At 41.3% G+C, this 19,668-nt stretch carries 11 protein-coding genes; 4 read left to right on the top strand and 7 right to left on the bottom strand.

Translation table 11 applies throughout. The annotated features are described in order from the left end of the window. Positions 1–183 precede the first annotated feature (183 nt). The 4 genes from glpK (at position 184) to BTV98_RS03655 (ending at position 4,988) form a co-directional block, all read left to right on the top strand. Positions 184–1,764 (top strand): glycerol kinase GlpK, encoded by a 1,581-nt coding sequence (gene glpK / locus BTV98_RS03640; RefSeq protein ID WP_058368575.1) that lies wholly within the window; start codon positions 184–186, stop codon positions 1,762–1,764. A gap of 460 nt (positions 1,765–2,224) precedes the next feature. Next, positions 2,225–2,695, top strand: a complete 471-nt coding sequence (locus BTV98_RS03645) for a hypothetical protein (protein WP_058368578.1) — start codon at positions 2,225–2,227, stop codon at positions 2,693–2,695. 351 nt (positions 2,696–3,046) lie between these two features. Beyond that, positions 3,047–4,075, top strand: a complete 1,029-nt coding sequence (locus BTV98_RS03650) for an endonuclease/exonuclease/phosphatase family protein (RefSeq protein ID WP_058368579.1) — start codon at positions 3,047–3,049, stop codon at positions 4,073–4,075. Between the two features lie 220 nt (positions 4,076–4,295). Continuing rightward, the gene (locus tag BTV98_RS03655) at positions 4,296–4,988 is read left to right on the top strand and encodes a TetR/AcrR family transcriptional regulator (RefSeq protein ID WP_058368580.1); all 693 of its coding nucleotides are present in this window, start codon (positions 4,296–4,298) and stop codon (positions 4,986–4,988) included. Positions 4,989–5,115: 127 nt separating this feature from the next. Here the strand turns inward: BTV98_RS03655 and BTV98_RS03660 are convergent, their stop codons facing one another. From BTV98_RS03660 to BTV98_RS03690, 7 genes are all read right to left on the bottom strand, one after another. Further along, positions 5,116–6,048 (bottom strand): hypothetical protein, encoded by a 933-nt coding sequence (locus tag BTV98_RS03660; protein ID WP_075102904.1) that lies wholly within the window; start codon positions 6,046–6,048, stop codon positions 5,116–5,118. A gap of 114 nt (positions 6,049–6,162) precedes the next feature. Then, a complete protein-coding gene (locus BTV98_RS03665; protein ID WP_256713824.1) occupies positions 6,163–11,379 on the bottom strand; it encodes a hypothetical protein in 5,217 nt (1,738 codons plus the stop codon). 230 nt (positions 11,380–11,609) lie between these two features. Further along, complete coding sequence (locus BTV98_RS03670) at positions 11,610–13,718, bottom strand: DUF11 domain-containing protein (RefSeq protein WP_075102906.1); 2,109 nt, start codon at positions 13,716–13,718, stop codon at positions 11,610–11,612. Positions 13,719–13,765: 47 nt separating this feature from the next. Beyond that, entirely contained in the window at positions 13,766–14,230 is a 465-nt protein-coding gene (locus BTV98_RS03675) for a hypothetical protein (RefSeq protein ID WP_075102907.1), read from the bottom strand. A 243-nt stretch (positions 14,231–14,473) separates the two neighbouring features. Next, on the bottom strand, positions 14,474–16,513 hold the full coding sequence (locus BTV98_RS03680; protein WP_143505606.1) for a hypothetical protein: 2,040 nt from the start codon (positions 16,511–16,513) through the stop codon (positions 14,474–14,476). A gap of 429 nt (positions 16,514–16,942) precedes the next feature. Further along, entirely contained in the window at positions 16,943–18,994 is a 2,052-nt protein-coding gene (locus tag BTV98_RS03685) for a DUF11 domain-containing protein (protein ID WP_075102909.1), read from the bottom strand. A 43-nt stretch (positions 18,995–19,037) separates the two neighbouring features. Beyond that, complete coding sequence (locus BTV98_RS03690; RefSeq protein WP_058368589.1) at positions 19,038–19,502, bottom strand: hypothetical protein; 465 nt, start codon at positions 19,500–19,502, stop codon at positions 19,038–19,040. Positions 19,503–19,668: the final 166 nt, after the last annotated feature.

Raw genomic sequence — 19,668 nt, forward strand, 5'->3', positions numbered from 1 at the left:
TGCACCAAGAAGCAAGCGCGATATAATATTATATCGCTATAAATTTTGTAAAATGTAGAAGTATGCTCTATTTTAGAACCTATTATAAAAACAGACAACTATATAGCTAGCTTTAGTATATAAAGTCTTGAGATCGAATAGGTAGAGCGAATAGTATTGTCTGATAAGGTTGAGGGGGAAAAAATGGCAGGATATATATTGGCATTGGATCAAGGAACAACATCAAGCCGTGCGATTTTATATGATGATCATGCGCGTCCTATCGAGATTGCCCAGCAGCCCACTACATTGCAAACACCAAAAGCTGGCTATGTAGAGCAAGATGCGCGGCAAATCTGGCAAACTCAAATTAGCTGTGCGCACGATGTCATTAATCAGGCAGGGTTGCTGGCAACTGATGTGACTAGTATTGCTATCACCAACCAGCGCGAATCTATCGTCGTTTGGGATAGACAGACAGGTACACCGCTTGCTCCAGCGATTATTTGGCAAGATAGGCGTACCGCAAGCTATTGTGAAAACTTGGCCCGTGATAGTACTGATAATGTGACAACGCAAATTCAACAGATTACTGGTTTACGACTAGACGCTTATTTTAGTGCCAGTAAGATTGCTTGGCTGCTTGAAGACAACCCTAAGATTAAAGCGCGTGCTGCAAGTGGTCAGTTGGCAGTAGGTACTATTGATAGCTGGTTGATTTATCAGTTGACTGGTGGCGAGCACGTCATCGATATTACCAATGCTTGTCGTACATTATTGTATGATATTCATAAGCTGGCATGGTCAGAAGATCTGTGCACGCGCTTTAATATTCCGATGAATATATTGCCAAAAGTACTGCCGTCAGATGGAGAGTTTGGCAAGACTAAAAAAGGCTTGTTTGCCAAACAAATTCCTATTCATGCGGTACTAGGAGATCAGCAGGCAGCGTTATTTGGGCAAGGTTGTCTCAAGCCTGGTATGGCCAAAAACACTTACGGCACTGGTTGTTTTATGCTGATAAATATTGGTCAAACCCCCAAACTTAGTGAGCACCAACTCCTAACTACGATAGCTTGGCAACGTAAAGCACCCATAAATCGCGTCGATAACTTAACTATCAGTGAAATAGTGCAATCTGGTAAACGTATGATACAAGCTCCCAACTCCTTTTTTGGACGTGAAGTCACTTATGCGTTAGAAGGTAGTGTTTTTATGGCAGGGGCTATCGTACAGTGGCTGCGTGATAATTTAGGCATGATTAAACAAAGTTGCGACGTTGAAGATTTAGCGCGGCAAGTAGACAGTAGCGAAGATGTCGTATTACTTCCAGCCTTTACTGGGCTTGGCACACCTTACTGGCGCTCTGATATACATGCTAGCATTAGCGGTATGAGCCGCGGTACCACCAAAGCCCATATCGCTCGTGCTGCTCTTGAGGCGATTGCCTTTCAAACTTACGATGTGCTTATTGCCATGCAAAAAGACAGTCCACATCCATTAACAGAGCTACGAGTCGATGGCGGTGCGGCAAACAATGATTTACTCATGCAGTTTCAAGCTGATTTACTCAATGTCCCTGTATTACGTCCCAAAGATACTGAAATCACTGCTAAAGGAGCAGCGCTATTAGCTGGTCTAAAAAACGGATTATATGACGAGCAAACTATAAAAGAGTCATGGCAAGTTGATCGTGTCTTTGAACCCAATATGCCTTCTGATAGAAGGGCAAAGCACATTGATAAATGGCAACGAGTTATTATTAAGGCATTGATGGAAGTTTGAGAGATACACAAACATACGACAATGATCTTAATTACTATTTTTAGCATGTGTTTATATAGTCAAGTTACAACTATACATCTTGTAACGTAAGGTCATCATGACCTCGACATACTTTACATAAACGTTCTATCGATAAGTGTCGATAATTTTTCATACTTTAAGAGTGATTAATTAAGCACTTAACTTAATCCAAATTTATAATTAATAAGTAAATAATAATCAATTTAAGGATAAAATTATGAATAATCGTGACAATGATCTTATCAATGATCGAGTAATAGACCCCAACGATCGCGTCATAACTAACGACAATCTCGTTGGTGGCGATAAAGAACGTATCATAGATGACAATGCTCGTAGAATGGCAAGTTCTGAGCGGGTCGTAGATAACTCTGACCGTGTCGCAGGTGATAGAGTCATCGAAGATCATGATAATATTGATCGTGATGAAGTAAAGCATATGTCTAAAGAATCAAAAGAGGATCTTAATGCCGATCCTATTACTGGCGAGCCAGGTTCTCATCCAGTTGGTACAGGTGTTGGCGGTATTGGCGGTGCAGCAGCAGGAGCAGCAATTGGTACGATGGCAGGACCGCTCGGTACTCTAATTGGTGGTGCGATTGGTGCTGTTGTTGGTGGCGGAGCAGGACATGCAGCTGCTGAAGCTATTGATCCAACACGTGAAGAGGCTTACTGGCGCGCAGAACATGCCAACACCAGCTATTATCAGCAAGGTCATGATTTTGACCGTGATTTACATCCAGCCTATGCCGTAGGTTATGCCAATAGAGCGCGCTATCCTGCTGATGCACGTTTTGAAGATCACGAAAATGATCTAAAACGTTCATGGGAAGAAGTGAAAGGTGATTCTCGCCTAGCATGGGATGATGCTCGTCATGCATCACGCGATGCATGGAACCGAGTTAGCTAATTTTTGTGGTCTATAAAATATATTGTGTTTAGCAGTTTTTATGTAGATGCGGCTTACTTCGTTTGTAAGTCGCATCATTAGATACAGTACTATTACTAATTAGTAAAGTGTGTTGACTATCATGTATAGAAACTTGCTGGTTTGTGAATTACAAGGTAACAAATGTATATGCAGTATAACGGATATACCCAACTAATGTAATTTATGCTATGTTGAAGCTTCCAAAGGCAACTTTGGAGGCTTTTTTGTTTGTATTCAAAATCGGTAAATTTGAAGAATAATATATTAAAATAAAATATAATATTTCAAATAATCATTTTAAAACCATATAAAAATAATAATAGGTAATTTATGGATCGTCATACAAGCAACGATGAGCGAAAACAATTCTATATAGCTACTGCCAACTTACTCAATTTTGCCAATCCAAATCGAATTTATTATGATAATGCACCCGCTTATGATCAAAAGAGCTACCTAGATAAGTTACAAGGTATAACTGGATTACTTACTAAAGCTCATGCAGATATTATTGCAGTACAAGAAGTATGGGATAGTAAGGCACTAGAAGCGTTGGCAGTCTCATTAGGTTTTGAAGCCGAGCATGCAATTATTCCGCTTGCTAGCAATGATAGTGCTAGCAAATATACTCAAGGTCAAGGCGCACAAAAGACGCCAGCTGTTGGTTTTATTAGCCGTTTTGCTCAATTAGAAAGCACGTTATTAAAAGACATAGTTCCTGAAGCTGTCATCGATGTCCCTGATGTTGGACCTTATCATCAATTCAATCGTCCACCATTGTTATTACGGGCTGATGTGCATGGTCAACCTATAACGATAATCACAGCTCATCTTAAAAGTAAACGTGCTTACTTTTTAAGAGACGAGTCTGGTAATTTGTTAGAAGATATGGATGATCCTAATATCCGTGTGCGCGCTAAGTTACGCAGTTTATGTATGCGGGCGGCAGAAGCTGCATCGATACGGATGTCTATTATTCAGCGGCTACAACATACTCGCGAGCCATTGATATTATTAGGAGATATGAATGATGTCACTGGAAGTGTAACTACACAATTGATGGCTGAGACAGGAGAGGTGAACTATGATAAAAGTATGCGTGATATAGCCTTATTCGATGCAGCTCGTATTCAAGCTCGTTATGGCTGGATGAAAGACGTTGCTTATACACATATTCATCAGGGCATGCCAGAGGTTATTGATCAATTATTCGTTTCAGAAGAATTTTTGCCTGATAGTAAATTTTCGTTAGGTCATGTGGAACGCGTGGATTATTTTAATGATCATTTGAAGTGGGATTATGCTGACAGAGTTATCGATCATGGCATTGTCCGAGCAAAAATAAGACTTTACGATTAACCGTACAATATAACGAGTCAAATTATCAATGGGTACATTATCATATAATCCATTCACGCCCCTTGTTTGATAATGTGCAAGTGTTTATGATGCTCCCTCATTGAGTTTAGTAGCAATAATACTTACTACTAAATTGACATTAGTATGCTGGTTTAATGTTAATGTCATTCGATGAAGATCATATTTATACATAATAGGGCGTAATAACAAGAGGTTCATAATGAGTGATCATAAAGACGACAAAATAGAAGACATTTTGGTCGATTCGGAATTGGCTAAGAAGTTGGTACCAAACAAGTTCAAGTTCACAAGTCAGCAAGGACGAGTACGCCGTCAAAAACTGTTGATGGGTGCAAAAAAACTGAGTGAAACTCGCTCTATTAACGATATTAGCTTAGCTGATGTGTGTGAAGAAGCTGGTATTCCGCGAGCTTCTGCTTATCATTTTTTTCCAAACATTGAAGCAATATTTTTAGCTTTGCGTTTTTTAAATGCAATTGAGATTTTAGAAATATTAACGACCGTTGAGACGGTGGATTACGATAGATGGCAGGGTTACTTGACGGCTCTGATCCAGCGCTGCGTAAGCATCTTTCATGAAGATCAGACCAAAGCCAAACTGATTTATGATACCAATACGCCAGATTTTGAAGGTGATGGTTTTGGTGAAGATATAGATCATCAAATTGTCGAGCTCGTCTATAAGCGTTTATCAGAGCGCTATGAGATGCCAAAATTTGAAGACATACAAGACACATTGTTAGTAACTTATAGTATCATCAATGGTATATTTACTTTATCGTATCGTCGTCATGAGCGTATTACAGATAACTATCTGCAAGAAGCGACCACCGCATCTATTGCTTATCTGCGTTGCTACTTGCCAGAGAAGCTACCGCGCAAAAACCGTTAAGACTCGGTTGTGCTAATTTGAGCTTCAGATAGTCATAGATGTTACTGTTTACTATGAATAGATGATGAAGTAATCACTATCAATAAGCTGACGTCATGTCGGCTTTTTTGTTTTATAAAGCTATGATTTAGTTAATGAGATATTTTATGGTCTCATGACCAATATTATATTTGGCAGTTGGCATAGTCATATTAAGTGTTATAGATTGAGCCAAAGATGACTTTTTGACGTCATTACTGTTTGTAGTATTGGATGTCAGAGGTAGGGATTGACCACGACAAATATCATCTTGCGGATCTAATGGTACATATCGCTTATAGTAATCAACGATCGAGTTTTCGAGTGCTACGTTGGTCTTTGAATCATGAGCATTAACATAGGCTTCACGTGCCTGCTCTAACCAACGTTCAGCCATTCGAAAATGCGTACCGGACTGACGTCTATCATGAGCACACTGATCAGCTGCTGCCCAAATGAGAGCAACCTCACTAAATGCCAACTCACGTGGGGCAATGATATCACTATTACTGTTGTTTAAAGTGCTACCTTTTAGAGCACTTATTGTTGCCCATAGGTCAGTTCTCATCAATGCAGACGTCGATGGAATATCAGTTGTTAAACTCAAATCTTTATCAGCATCGCTTTGTAGCTTTTGTAAAATAGTAGCGGCAGCTTTTAATGCGTGATTGCCAGCAGATGAGTGGCTTTTAATACTGTTCTCATAAGAGGCGTAGTTGAGCCAAGCTTGGGCTTTATAAGCAAAATATTGCTGACGTGTGGTTAGAAAGTTTTGTTGGTATGAAGCAAGCTTGGTTAGCATACAGTCGATAGTTTGTTGTTCGGACTGCTGAGACTTTGCGTGAGCATTTCGTGCAACTTTATCATCATAGCAATAACTGACCGTACTAGTAGTATCATGAGCTAGGTTTTTGTTATTACGGTTATGATCTGCAGCCTGTGCTAAAGGCAAGGATGCTGCTAACATTACTGCAGGCAGTGCAATACGTGCGCAAAGCTTATAGACAGATACTATCGTCAAAATTTTTGAAGTATTTAGCATAATGCAAGCCTTGTTGTATGGTCATTCATCTATGAGCTAGCGTATAAATGGTACAAGATATCGTTATATATGAGACGGTTTTATTAAACAAATACACCCTTAGAAATAGGCGCTTTAGGTCTCAGGTTCAGCACTTATGCGTTTGTTTTTGCGAGGGTCATTACGTTTAAATAAGTCTTCGTCGAACTTAAAGCGTAGTCTAAAATATGCGCCTTCTTGAGTACTGTCATCATAAGCGATATCTTCATCTTCAAAGCCCATGAAATTATAACCAAGCGATAACCATAAGTTAGTCATTGGACTATAACCAACTTCAGCCCCTAGCATGTAAGCCAGATCATTGGCTTGATCGTTCCAATAGGTACCTGCTTGCAAGCCAATGTCCCAGCGCTCACTGATATCATATAGACTACGTACATAAGCTGCATGTGCGGTGTTGTCACTCTCAAGGTTATCAGCTTCGTATTGGTTATACTTACCAGCATAATGTCCAGATAGCGTTAATGGACGTGTTGGGTGGTAGTTACCACTCCAGGACCATATTAGTGAGTCTTTTTGATAGGGGTCCGCGCCTGTATTGTTATCGTCTAAACGATACTCAAGCTTTGCGAGCATATCTAACTGGTTGCTATCATAGTCACGATATGCTGCACCAAGCTGGAAGCGGTTAATAGTACGATGACCATCATTATAATCGACACGTGAATAAATGTCTTTCGCTAGTAAAGTGATTTCATCATTATAGCGATAGGCAACACCTGCGCTACCAAGCAATGTGTCACTAGTTTCGCCCCAGCGCTTTTCTAGACGGCCTGATGCTTTGTAATCTTCTTGAGCCAAGTATTCAACACCAAAACCAACAGCAGTTGCATTACTGTCTGCTTCCCCTTCAATTGATTCGACACGCTCTAGTAAAGTGTTTAGGGTTAGTCCTTCTTGGACATACCATTTATTTTTTAGACCAATAGCAGCTTCAGCTTCACGTGCGCTAATGGCATTGCGGGCACGGTATTCACTATAGACTTTACCATCTTTCATATAAGTGGCGTCAAAACCAACGACAGTACGCTGACGTTCATCAGTATCATCAAGACCATAACTACCTGACAAGCTATTGATTAGGTCATGACGTGCATATAGTCGACCCAAATTACCCAATGGAGTTTCACCGCCAATAGACGTTGCGTTGCGTGCACTATGCTCAACATCTTGCTCATATTCAGCAAATACCAAGGCTTTATTAAGCTTAGGCAGGCGCGCAGTAACGCGAGCGCGAGCAGTCATGCCTTCTATGTCTTTTTCTAAAGTATTGACACCGTTGAGTGCTGACTGATTAATAATGTCATCATTAAAGACTGTATCATCAGTAATGTCTACGACGTCAGTTGCAGCCTGCGTATTACGCGAGGCAGCAGTCGCTTCTTGTTTATAATAACGTAGTCCAATCTCACCAACGATGTTTTGGCTTAAGCGCTGCTCAACACTTGCCTGTATGCCTTCGCGACTGGCACTGGTGGTATGGTCTTTAGTACGTATGCCTTCAAACTTTAGCGCAGTTGTTTTATTTTTAAACTTATGACTAGCTTCTATCCCAGTTTCAGTACGTCCAGCAGTTAGGGGAGAGGCACCAGTTACAAAGCCTTCATCAGCTTTACTATAATAAGCTTTAGCGCGCGTGCGGTTTTTATCATCGTAGTTTAGCTCGATACGTAGGGCATCGCCATCAGTATCATCACCTTCTTCAAGCTCTGTTGTATTGATCTGATTACTAGGCTCGTAGTTAGGATTACTCGCTTTGCTCTTGGCATACTCTGTAACCAGCTTTAACTTGTCGTTGAATTTAATAACACTGTTAACGCTGGCAAGCTGTTCTTCGTTTAGTGGATCGTCACTATTGATATAGCTACCGCCAACAGAGATTTTGTTGGTTAATTGCTGCTTACCCGCTACGCCACCAACCCAGTAGTCTTCGCCGCCTTCATCTACTTCAACTGTAACGCGCAAGTAGATAGGATTGCCATCGATATCTTGACTGGCAATAGGGGCTTTTAGGTATAGGCTGCGGCTAATAGGGTCGATCTCATAGTCAGCAAAGCGAGTTAAGGTTTCACGACTTACGATAAGACCAGGATTGTTGGCATCGCGGGTGATGACTTCGATGGTTTCAGAGTTTTCAAGTACCGCGTCAAAGTCGCCAGCAAGTGGATAGGGGCCTGAAATACCGAGACCACGAGTTTCATTGACACGTTGTGATGAGCTGGTTTCAGCGACGAAAGTAGTGATACGGGTATCTTCATCCTCAAATTGGGCTTTGATACCTGTTAAGGTACGACTATATTTACCCAGTTTGATGCCTTCATCATTGTCGATCTGAGTCTTTAAATCACCGTACATAGCAAATGAGCGGCCTTTATCTAGGCGAATATATAGCTTGCTAGTAGACTGAGCATCAAAGCCTTTGGCTGATGAATCGCCGTAGACTGGATAATATTCACCAGGCTCGATATCACGAAACAGGCGTTCGCCTTTTTTGTCGCTATCATAAGCTAGGGTTAACAGATAATCACCGCGTACTTTACCCTTCAAAAACATCGCTGCACGACCAGTCGCTGAATAGTCATCACTACCGGCAAACTCATGCAGCTCTTGCTCAAATGCGCCTTGAGCATCTGTGATGCTGCCGCTATCGAAGTCTTTTAATGATATAGCGCCTTCTACAATACCCACTGCAATAAGTGGACGTAGCTTGGCTGTAAACTGTAGCGGAATCACTTGCTTACTGCTGCCAGTATCAATAATCAGCTCACCTTTACCAGGGGCGTTTGGTGCAATCACTGGAATCAACAGCTCGCCTCCTGAGACGCTAAACTGTGTGCCGGCTTGATCTTTATTACTGTCTTTAAGGTTGATACGACCAATATTGGTATCGATGGTAATAGGGGTCGATGGAATATAAGGACGGTTGTCACGATCTTTTAGACTAATGACGACTTGGTATTCGCTCACACCGTCAGCTTCGATCAAACGCTCTTGAGTACGATAATTAATCGCCTGCAAGCTATCGGGTGCAATAACCTCGATAGTTTGCTCTGAGATAACTTTACCTGTGACGTCAGTTGCGACACCGCGTAAAGTATTACTACCGCGCTTAAAATCAACGGCATAATAATCAAAGGCGGTAACGCTTTGATTCGCTTGTTCTGCTGTTTTACCGATCTTTTCTTCTGTTACAGCTTTGCCATTAGCATACAAAGTAAAGCTCGAACCTAGCGGTGCTTGAACTTGAACCAACTGCTTGTACGAATTTAGCTGTTGTCCTGCGCTCAAATTAATAAAAGCAACCTCGTTATCAGCCACCTTTTTTAAGTATTCTTCAAGCTCTTTTTGTTTGGGTGGTGCGATAGTATTGACTGTTAAAGTAGTGCGCTTATCAGTAGGGTTGACCATATCAGCAACGATTGCTGAGTCACATTGAATACCACGGTCTAGCTCGTCGTTGGACTTACAGCCACTAGCATCGACATTATCATCGTTGTCAAGGTCGTAGTCAGGATCTAAAGTCAGATCGCTCTTGATCGCTTGCTCTAGTGCATCATTCTTGGCACTGATGCTTTTGCTACGTGTAACAAGCTCTTGGTTTAGGCGTTCAGTACTATCGCCCATGCCGCCTACTAGCGCAAAATCCGCACGATGCATCTCGCCATATTTTAGGTCGACGAAACGGCTGCTCGCATCGCCTGCGTTACGGTTGCTTTGGGTAATGAGTTCGGTACCCACAGGTAGAGTCGTGCGATCGACTTTTAGTACATGAGTCTTGGCACTGACACCATAGAAGTTATATTTACCTTCAGGATCTGTGACGATGTAGTTGCCATTTTCCATATAAATGCGGACACCAGCGACACCCAGCTCGCCATCTTCTTTTTGCTGAATACCGTCGCGGTTGATGTCATGGTATATTTTACCAATAATGATACCATCAGTATTCATAACACCGCGGCTGACATCGATAGGCCACTGTGCCTCCAACGACGCCAATGTATTGTTATTTTCATCACGGCCATGAGCAGTCGCGCGGTTGATACCATCACCACCTAAAGCCGATGAGCCAATCAACACACGATAATTAATATTTTTGCTCTCACCAATCGCCATGTCGCCGAGACCCAAAACTTGGTATCTACCATCGGTTTTAAATTCTGTGGTTTGAGCTTTGTCAATGCGTAGGCTGCCACTGACATAGTCAAAACCACGCGGTAGCGCGTCTTTTAGCTGGACATCATAAGCAGTCGCTGCACCATCATTTTTGACGGTGATACTATAGTTGACATAATCACCAAGTTCGGCAGATTTGACATCAGCTTCTTTGGTCACTTGCAAATTAGGAGATTCATTGGTGATAGCAATCTCACTACTGATTTGCTCATCAATATACCTAAAATTGGCCCCATTAGGCTGCTCATCTAATCCAACTTCTTTATCAATACAGGCAACCATTTTGGCTTGTAGCGTATCGCCCTTTAATGTTTGGATGATATTGTCATTGAGTGCATTGGCATTATTTTGTGTTGGTGCTGACAAACGGTACTTACCCGTGTTGTCACCGGTTTCGATAGCTTTAAGAGAGTAGGTGTCACCCGTTTTCGGTGAGGTGATGGTGACCCAGATTTGATCTGGTTTGTCGGATTGTACGTTACACTGTGCATAGCTGGCTTCGACATAAACGTCATTGCCAATTTGCAATGAGGGTTGATCACTGCCAAAGGATTTGTTTTTAAAACCGATACCTGACTTCACGATGACTAGGCTGTCAGTCTCTGTTACGGCTTTTATTGACGGATCTTCGACGACAGTTGCACCAAGCTTGATATCAATAGTTTCACCGTCTGTTGCATTGGCATCTGTTAGTGCTTGGACGATTAGCTGAATACTTTCACCTTGTCCTAGTTTGATTTGAGCTGTTAAATTATTTAGTAAAAGTTGCTGATCCTCACCATCAACGATGCCGTTATTATTTAAGTCCTGATAGACTTTTATATTAGATAAAGTAATAGGTACTGTCAGCGTTAGATCGACAGTTTGAGTATTGTAACTGTTGCTTGCGAGTACATTTACCCAACTGGCAGTATCGCCTGGTGCTACAGTTTGTCGTGGTGAATTGCTTAGATTGATACCATACTCAGATAGGGCAGAAGCCTTGACACGGACTTTATTTGATTCAGAGCTCAACGTCACGCCAGTCTGGTTGTTAACGTTATAGCTTGCCTTAGCGATATTATCAATGATGCTAAGTACATCAGACGTCGCTGCTGCTGCAGAATTTGATTGCATAATCAGTATAGCCGCAGTTAATGCAGATAACTTGACTGCTTTAGCTGATAGACGAGTAGACTGAGATTTACAATGAAATGTCATATTACGTGGTTATCCAATCAAATCCAAAAAAGGGACTGTCTTTGCTTACTTTTATAACTATAACGATCTAAGCAAAGACAGCTTTTGTGTTATCTACAATCTTGACCACAGATAACGATAGAGAAAAACAAGTAATTTACACAATGCTAAATTGAGCCAGGAGCAGCACCATCAGGATTGATTTTTACTGAAAATATGAGTGCTGCATACTTTTGTGGGTCCAAACTTGGCACCGTACCACTAATAGCAGTAGAGCCTGCCGCTGCGCCATAAGTATTGTTTGGAGGTGAGTCATTTGCATTATCTACTTCAGCAAGCTTGACTGCAAAAGCAGGAGTAGTACTAGAGGTCAGTACCTGAGCTTTGTCATTGAAGCGAGCAGTAGTATCCGTTATGACCAAATCAGTGAAGTTAAAACCTGCATCTGAATTTGCAAAGTTATTAAACGCTGTGATTTTATAGACGATACAGTCGCCAGGCTTAGCGGCGACATCAGCCTGCGTAAAGACCAGCGATGCATTAGCATCACAAGTTTCGTTTAATGCTTGTTGTTTGACCAGTTTGAGACCTTTGACGACAGTCGTATTTTCAACAGAGCGCGCACCTGTAGAAGGGGCATCTTGCCCACCAACGACTAACGTAACTGTTGTTTTTTCGGTTGAGTCGATAACGGCTTGTGTAGACTCTACTTTATAGTTGATAGTGACACTTGAATTCGGTGCCATACCAGTCCATGCTGCTCCGCCATTTTTAGGCACAGCTGTACTGAGATCATAATCGCCATTACCGTCTTTTGTGACAGTATAGGTAGTATTAGCTGTGGCTGGGTTATCGTCAGCGTCGTATACCACTTCTACCGTGTTCGGTATTTGAGTGATGTTGTCGTTGGTACCTTCAGTGATGGTAAATTTAATCTCACCCAATTGGTCACCTTCGGTCTCTCTACCTGTATTTCTGATGACAGCTGAATGTGTGACTTGTGTGGTATCGTCAGTAGTAGTTGGAATACCTTTGGTAGTAGGTGACGATATGCTAACAGCACGCTGGTTTGCGACTAAAGGGGCCGCTGAGTCACTACCAGTGGTTGTGCTAACAGTGCCATCTGTGACTTCACTATCATCAGCAGCTGGATAGAAGTTGGCAGTGTTTTGCTTAGTGTCAGTGCTATCTGTCGTGTCGTAGATGGTCTGGTTTTCGCCAAGATTGAGGCTGACAGAAGCATGGTTGATAGTGTTTTTGGGGTCGGCAAGTACTTCGGCCTGATCTTTTTGCACATCGAACGTAATAGTGGCTGTTTCACCTGGTGCTAAATTTAGGAGAGTAACTCTGATACTATCGTTTGAATTACTGGTACCTTTACCTTCATTACCCGGTACGATAGTGGCATTATTGCTGACACTTAAATTTGGCTGATCTGCTAAACGTAAGCCTTCTGGTAAACCATCAAAGACAACGATGTTGTTGGCAGCAGCGGCATAAGGAGCAGTATCATCATTACGCACCGTGACGGTATAAGTCACCTTAGAGCTTGGATCATTCAAGTTTAAGGTACTATTTACCTTACTAGTGATTTTGAATACAGCTACTTTAGTAATACTATTGTCAATGTTCGTTAGTGTTGCTTTGGTGGTATCAGCATTTGTAAAGAATTCACTGGTTGCTGATAACGTTAGGTTCTGTGAGTCACCGCCGACGTTTCCAGCTGTTTTTGCAGCGATTGAAATGTCAGCATGTTCATTAGGTTTAAGAGTAATATTGGTATTTTGGAACACAGTGCCTGTAACAGTGGTCGTGCTCTTTACAGAGTCATCTGCATTATAGATAGTGTAGGTGACATTGGTCGTGTCCAAATCGTATGAGCTGGCGTCTTGCGTGCTACCTGGAATAGTGCCACCTTGCGCCAAGTTAAGCGTATAGGTGTCCTCTACGTTACCTGAGTTGGTTAAGGTATGGCTAAAAGTCACTCGACCTTTAGGTGTCACAGTCAAGCCACGGTTATAGTCATCAGCAGCGTTATCATCATCGTTTTTAGCTGTTAAGCTAAAGGCGGCACTTTGCGTGATGTTGACAGTTACTGGATTGGACTGAACAGCCGTTTGCGCAACAGTACCTATCTTATACGTCGCACTTGCTACGTTTTTAATAGTAGGAGTCGATGCAGCTGTTGATTCAGCGGCATTTGTAATATTATTCAAGCCAAAGGCTGCTACGATACCGGCTGTTAATACTGAGTATTTAAAGGTGCTGGATTTCATCCAGTGATGCTCCTGTGTAAGTAAATGAATAGCTAAGGTCAAAAGGTTTAGTTAACAGTTGTGTTAAGTGATACATCCGCCGATTTGTTTGCAGGAAGGAGTTTAATGTTCCAGCGCAAGGCCTTGTATTCAGATAGTGGAACTTTGACGATTTTGCCGTCTACTTTACGCATGAGCGGCATATCAGCATAGTTTTTGCCATCGATAGTCGCTTGTGCACTGTTTGGTTTTGTCTCGCCAGTAAATACCATGTTGGTAGGGATGGGGAGAGTCACAGCGACATCATTGATAGACTGATCAATAACGTTGGTGTAAGTAGCGCGATACTGTATCGTTTCACCTTTTTGAGCATTTGATGCTGCTATGTAACTGACTTTACCATCAGCGGTTTTTACGATTTTATTGGCCTGTAGCTGCATTTTTAGAGAATCTGCTGCATACGATATATTGATTAAGCATGCAGACACTGTAGTGGCAATAAGCGCATGACGTAAAAATTGAAATGATTTCATATCATATTCCTCATTTGGATAATCTTTACGTGCAATATCCTTGCCAACTCTAAAAACACGAATAAAAACAAATGTTTGCTCGAATAATTCTCGACTTTCTTTGTATTTTCATTTTCACAAAAAACACGCAAACAATCACTAAAGAACCGATAGACGACGTTTATCGGTTCTTTAATGGATATAAGAGAATATTTAAAGAGTTGAAACTTTAGACTTCTAAGACACGAGTCGATATAAGTTCATTTAGGGAGCTGTGTTTCTGGTGCCATATTTAGTGTTGAAATATAAAGTAGCTTTGGTCGGCTCTGCTGAAGATGCAGACGTTTTTAACAAATTAAAACTATCAGATATGATAGTCCCATTTTGGCCGATAGGCGCTGATGTGTTGGTGCTTTTGAATATTGATGAAGGGTTTCCTAAAGGTTTGGGTAGATTAAAGACCGACTCAACAGGGGAGCGTTGTATAGAGTCGCTAATGCTAACTTCACTCAAGTCAACATGACCGCGATTATAGGCTTCTAACTTATAAGCAATACAGTTACCTGGCTTGACATCATTTGCAGGATTGGTGCTAAAGCCCGTCGTCGGCTGATTGGTAGTAGCAACATTGGGATAGCTGAGCGTGCTATCACAAGTATGCACATATTGAAACTTTCTAAGTACCAGGGCTGTGTTGTCTGCTTTTACTTCACCAAAATCAAGGTTACGGGTGACAGTACCAGAGCTGTTTTTCTCAGTTTTATAATTATAGACATTGGCGACAAGCGTAACTTCTTGAGTATTAACAGTCGTATCTTCGCTATATTCCCAAGGGTTTGGTTCAGTTTGGACCAGACAGACCTTTGATCTACCTACAAGCGCATTTTGACTGACATTGAAACTGTATCTACCTATGCTGGCAGCCGCACTTGAAACAGTTTGAGGGTTAGGTGAAGTCGATACGATATTGTTACCACTGCAATCAGTGAGTCTAATCTGTAAACCACTAGCAAAAACCCCTGATTCATTGCTATCAAATATACCATTGTAGTAGTTGTTGTTACTTGTAAAAGTAGACGAGATATCTTGTTTGGTACTGGCGTTAGCAGTGATACCACCATTGTCATTAAAGACGATACCTGCAAAGGTATAATTAAATGGCGCAGTAGCAGATTGGCTATTGATAATAGTACAGGTGATCTCATCACCATAAGTGGCGTTGGCAATAGTAAATGAGCGGGTTTTAGCACTGGCATTATAAGTCATCGCAGTCGTAGGCATTATGGTCGTACTGCCATTTGTCGCGTTGTTACAAGTGTAAGCGGCATCATAATTAATGATATCGCCGTTGTTTTGATTGTTCGTCACGCGCTCAGTAATCGTATAGGTCGTATTGGTCGCAAGCTCTACGACGCCACTATTATCGTTAGTCACGACTTGTCCTGTACCAGTCGTTTCAAACGTTTTTAACGATGTTGTGCTATTACTGATATTGATTGCAAACTGATCGCGATTAACATTAGAGTCATTAACCCGATTATCATTGAGTTGCTTTTTTACGATTATCTTAGGAGGAGCAAGACAGAAATAAAAGTCCGAATAACCAATAGCATGTGGGCTGTTATATTCGCTAAGGGTGTTGTTGTGCTTTAAGACAAGAGGGGTATTCGCGATGTTATAATTCCAATTGGCATCGACATTACACTCTCCAGCACCGCAGTTTCTGCCTTTGATTGCGGTGACTATATTTCTATTAGCATTTATAGTGTGAAAAATCGAATTGAATGTCAATTGTCCGCCATTGGCTGATACGTCAACCTGCTCTATGTATGGCGCCTGATCACTGGCATTAATAGTTGAATCCAGATCCTGTATCTTATAGCCGATTTTACTGACGGTCCGATTAACACTGATGCTTAAATTGTGGTTATTTCTGGGTACAGGAGAGTTGTGAATTAAATTGATCGCTGATGCGGTAGCGCCATTGATAGATCCATAAATTGGAGGCGTGCCACCATAGTTACTATTTAAATCCAAAAGCAGCGGAAAATTAATCAAAAAAGTCTTATTACCAGATGGCTCTACAAAGGTAAAAGTATTAGAGGGATTGCCTGTTGACCAGTTAAGGGTTTGCGAATTAATCGGGCTATATGCTGGTGGATTTGCGCCAATGTAATACATTTTATGGGTGGCGGGGCAACTGCCTACTGCCGAGCTTGGTGTGGCTGCTGGCAAAAATGGGTTGGCAAGTACGTTTTGACTATATGTGCTTAATCCTATAAACAACATAGTAGATGTCGTCAAACCAAGCGCTATTCGAGCACTTATGTATGTTTTATAAATAGTGTGGCTGCTCTTTTGCATCTTATTCTCTCGAGGCTAAATTTACTCTGGACATTGCAATGTTGAGTGGACAAAGTATTTGTGTCGTAGACGGTAGATTGACAGTTGTCAAAGGCAAAAAGTCGCCAAATTCAAATAGACTATGCAAAATATATGCCACTAAATAAATATTGCTCTAGCTCGTTACTGTGAGAATAAAATGCTCAAATAAATCTGAAGCTTTTACCTTAAAAAGATGAGGGGTGATGAGGTGTAAGGGCATGAAGGTGTGTACTGGTCAAATTCAGTAAGGCGTTAAGCTTGAAGACAAAAATCAAAAAAGTCTTCCTTAACCAGAGATTAGGGAAGACTTCATAAACTTTAAATGTCGTACAGAAAACCGGGCTAAGATTAATTAGTACCTGTCTGAGAGATCTGTGCAGAGAAGTAGATAGTGCCTATTTCACTTGCTGCTAAGCTATCAAATGTAGCGACTAAGTCTGGGTTGCTGTAAGTTGCTTTTGCAGCAGGTGAGCCGCCTGATGTCTCAGAAGTAAAGTCACCCTCATAGATAATCTTAGGTGTCTCTAACGTATCTGTTACGGTAAGACCGTTAATCACTTTAGACGCATCGGAAAAAGTATTTTCGGCAGTAATCTTATAATAAACGCAGTTGCCTGGTTTGGCTTCACCACCGCTAATAGAGTCAGTTGTCCAGCTAAGTGTAGTCAAACCTGCTTTACAGGCGGCTACAGCTTGATACTTGAGTAGATTGACTCCTTTCATAGTAGTAGTCGAGCTTACACTGGCGTTAGCAGGTGCAGGAGTGCCGGCGACTGGGCCTTGTGGCAATACAGTGACAGTCATGGTCTCAGAGTCATCGATATTATTGGTGCCACCTACAAGGTTGCTGCCTGAACCATTTGTATTTACTGTTACACCGATCTTCACAAAATCATCAGGTGCTAGACCAGTCGTGGCTGCTTCATTAAGATCATACCCATTAGCCGTTTTGGTCAAAAGAGTTTCGCCGCTATCATAGCTACCATTATCATTAGCATCGACGAACACTTCTGCTTCATTAATAGTAATGTTGGCATCATTAGTAGTTGGGGCTACCGTAAAATAGACTTTATCGGCACTAGCGGCTTCGACTATATCTGTACCTTTATTGGTAATAGTATAGATATAAGTATTATTTTGACTAATGAGTGCTACTTCTTGATCTAGAGTGTTGCTTTTAATCGCGAGGTTACGAGTCTGGTTACTGGTAGTAATAGTAGCGTTAGAGTTGCTATCTTTACCTTTGTAGTTGCCTGTAGAGGTATCTTCATAGGTTTTTTCAGAGACTGACGTATCTGCAGCATCACCTGAGCTGTCGACAAGATCAAAAGAGCCATTGCCATCAACATCATCTTCAACGAGTGCATAGTTGGTGATATTGGTACCAGTTGCGGGCGTAGTCGTATCTTTCTTTGCACGGAAAGTCACGGTAATGGTCTCATTCATTTTGATATCTTGACCAATAACAGTTATCTCTTTGCCATTGGTTGAAATATTTGCATCTTTAGCTGTACTTGTACCAGACGCGACTACGGTAGGTGCTGTATAGTTGTCTTCTCCAGTCTTTATAGCCACCAAACCTGCAGGTAAGGCGTCAGTAATTTTGACTGCTGTACCATCGATATTACCTTCGTTTTTTACAGTAATCGTATAGTCAACATAAGCATTGGCGTTGTTAGTATCGAATATTTTATTGTTAAGGTTGGTGGTCGCAGACTTAGTAATGGCATAAACAGGGGTAGTCGTAATAGCATTGTTGGTATTGGTCGCTTTTTTATCTGCTGTCGTTTGACCTTTATCTGTAAGATATTTACTAGTCGCTGTAACGGTAAAGGATGTGTCATTACCGATAACACGATCAGAACTCGTGGTTGCAGTAATAGTAATGTCAGCAGTTTGGCCTGGCTTAAGCGTTATCGTTCCACCAATCGCAATAGTCTCAGAGTTACCAACATTGGCATTACCTTCTTTTATTTGATATTTGATGGTAGCGCTAGCAGGTAAACTGTTTGATGGATTGGCTAAAGCAATAGTATAGGTATCAGAAATATTACCATCGTTACTGAGCGTATGGTTGAAGTTTACAGAAGAACCAGCGGCAGGGTGGATTGCGATGTTTTCGTTTAGGTCATCACCAATAGCACCACCACTACTTGTATCATCATTTTTAGCAACTAAGCTAAATGCGCCCGTTTCAGTTACATTGACAACGACTTCATTCGACTCTGCTATTTGTTGATTGGAATTGTCTGCGACTGTATAAGTCGCTGTTGCCTTGTTCGCCACCGAAAAAGCATCCTTCTCGTCATATACTACCTCAGCCGCATTTGCAGCAGTCATACTCATGGTAGCTACGATGCCAGCTGTTAATACTGAATGTTTGTATATATTAGTTCTCATATGATAAACCTCCTAAAAGTACTGCAAAAAATGGTTAAAATTGTTAATTGATAACAGTATTAAGGGATACGTCTGCTAGTTTGTTTGCTGGGAGCCACTTAATGTTCCAGCGCAGCGCTTTATATTCGGTCAATGGAACCTTGACGACTTTGTCATTTATTTTGCGCATCAGAGGTATATCTGCATAGTTTTTGCCATCAATAGTCGCTTGAGCACTTTTTGGCTTTGCTTCACCTGTAAAGGTCATGTTGGTAGGTATAGGCAGGGTCACAGCGACATCACTAATCGGTTGATTAATAGTATTGGTATAGGTTGCCCGGTACTGTACTGTCTCACCTGACTGAGCGTTCGATGCAACGACATAACGAGCCTTACCATCGGCATTTTTTATAATTTTATGGGCTTGTAGTTCCATCTTTAAAGCGTCTGTCGCTTGAGCGCTATGAAAGCAAGCTATAGATGCTATCGTGGTTGTCATTATGATTTTTAGGTAATGTTTAGCTGTCATGATCATAATTAACTCCTCTCTCAATTGATTAATTGGGCGGTGCAAGAGTCTAAATATAGAATGGATTTAACTTTTCTAAAGAAAGCTAATTAGCTTTGTTACGTTTTTAAAGACAAAAGATATACGTACATCTTATGTTGTAAAATGTATATTTATATTAATAAGA

It is taken from the genome of Psychrobacter sp. Cmf 22.2 (assembly GCF_001921745.1).
Classification (GTDB): domain Bacteria; phylum Pseudomonadota; class Gammaproteobacteria; order Pseudomonadales; family Moraxellaceae; genus Psychrobacter.

Coding starts and splice junctions, on each gene's coding strand:
- glpK (WP_058368575.1), top strand. CDS start 184: ATGGCAGGATATATATTGGCATTGGATCAAGGAACAACATCAAGCCGT.
- BTV98_RS03645 (WP_058368578.1), top strand. CDS start 2,225: ATGTCTAAAGAATCAAAAGAGGATCTTAATGCCGATCCTATTACTGGC.
- BTV98_RS03650 (WP_058368579.1), top strand. CDS start 3,047: ATGGATCGTCATACAAGCAACGATGAGCGAAAACAATTCTATATAGCT.
- BTV98_RS03655 (WP_058368580.1), top strand. CDS start 4,296: ATGAGTGATCATAAAGACGACAAAATAGAAGACATTTTGGTCGATTCG.
- BTV98_RS03660 (WP_075102904.1), bottom strand. CDS start 6,048: ATGCTAAATACTTCAAAAATTTTGACGATAGTATCTGTCTATAAGCTT.
- BTV98_RS03665 (WP_256713824.1), bottom strand. CDS start 11,379: ATGCAATCAAATTCTGCAGCAGCAGCGACGTCTGATGTACTTAGCATC.
- BTV98_RS03670 (WP_075102906.1), bottom strand. CDS start 13,718: ATGAAATCCAGCACCTTTAAATACTCAGTATTAACAGCCGGTATCGTA.
- BTV98_RS03675 (WP_075102907.1), bottom strand. CDS start 14,230: ATGAAATCATTTCAATTTTTACGTCATGCGCTTATTGCCACTACAGTG.
- BTV98_RS03685 (WP_075102909.1), bottom strand. CDS start 18,994: ATGAGAACTAATATATACAAACATTCAGTATTAACAGCTGGCATCGTA.
- BTV98_RS03690 (WP_058368589.1), bottom strand. CDS start 19,502: ATGACAGCTAAACATTACCTAAAAATCATAATGACAACCACGATAGCA.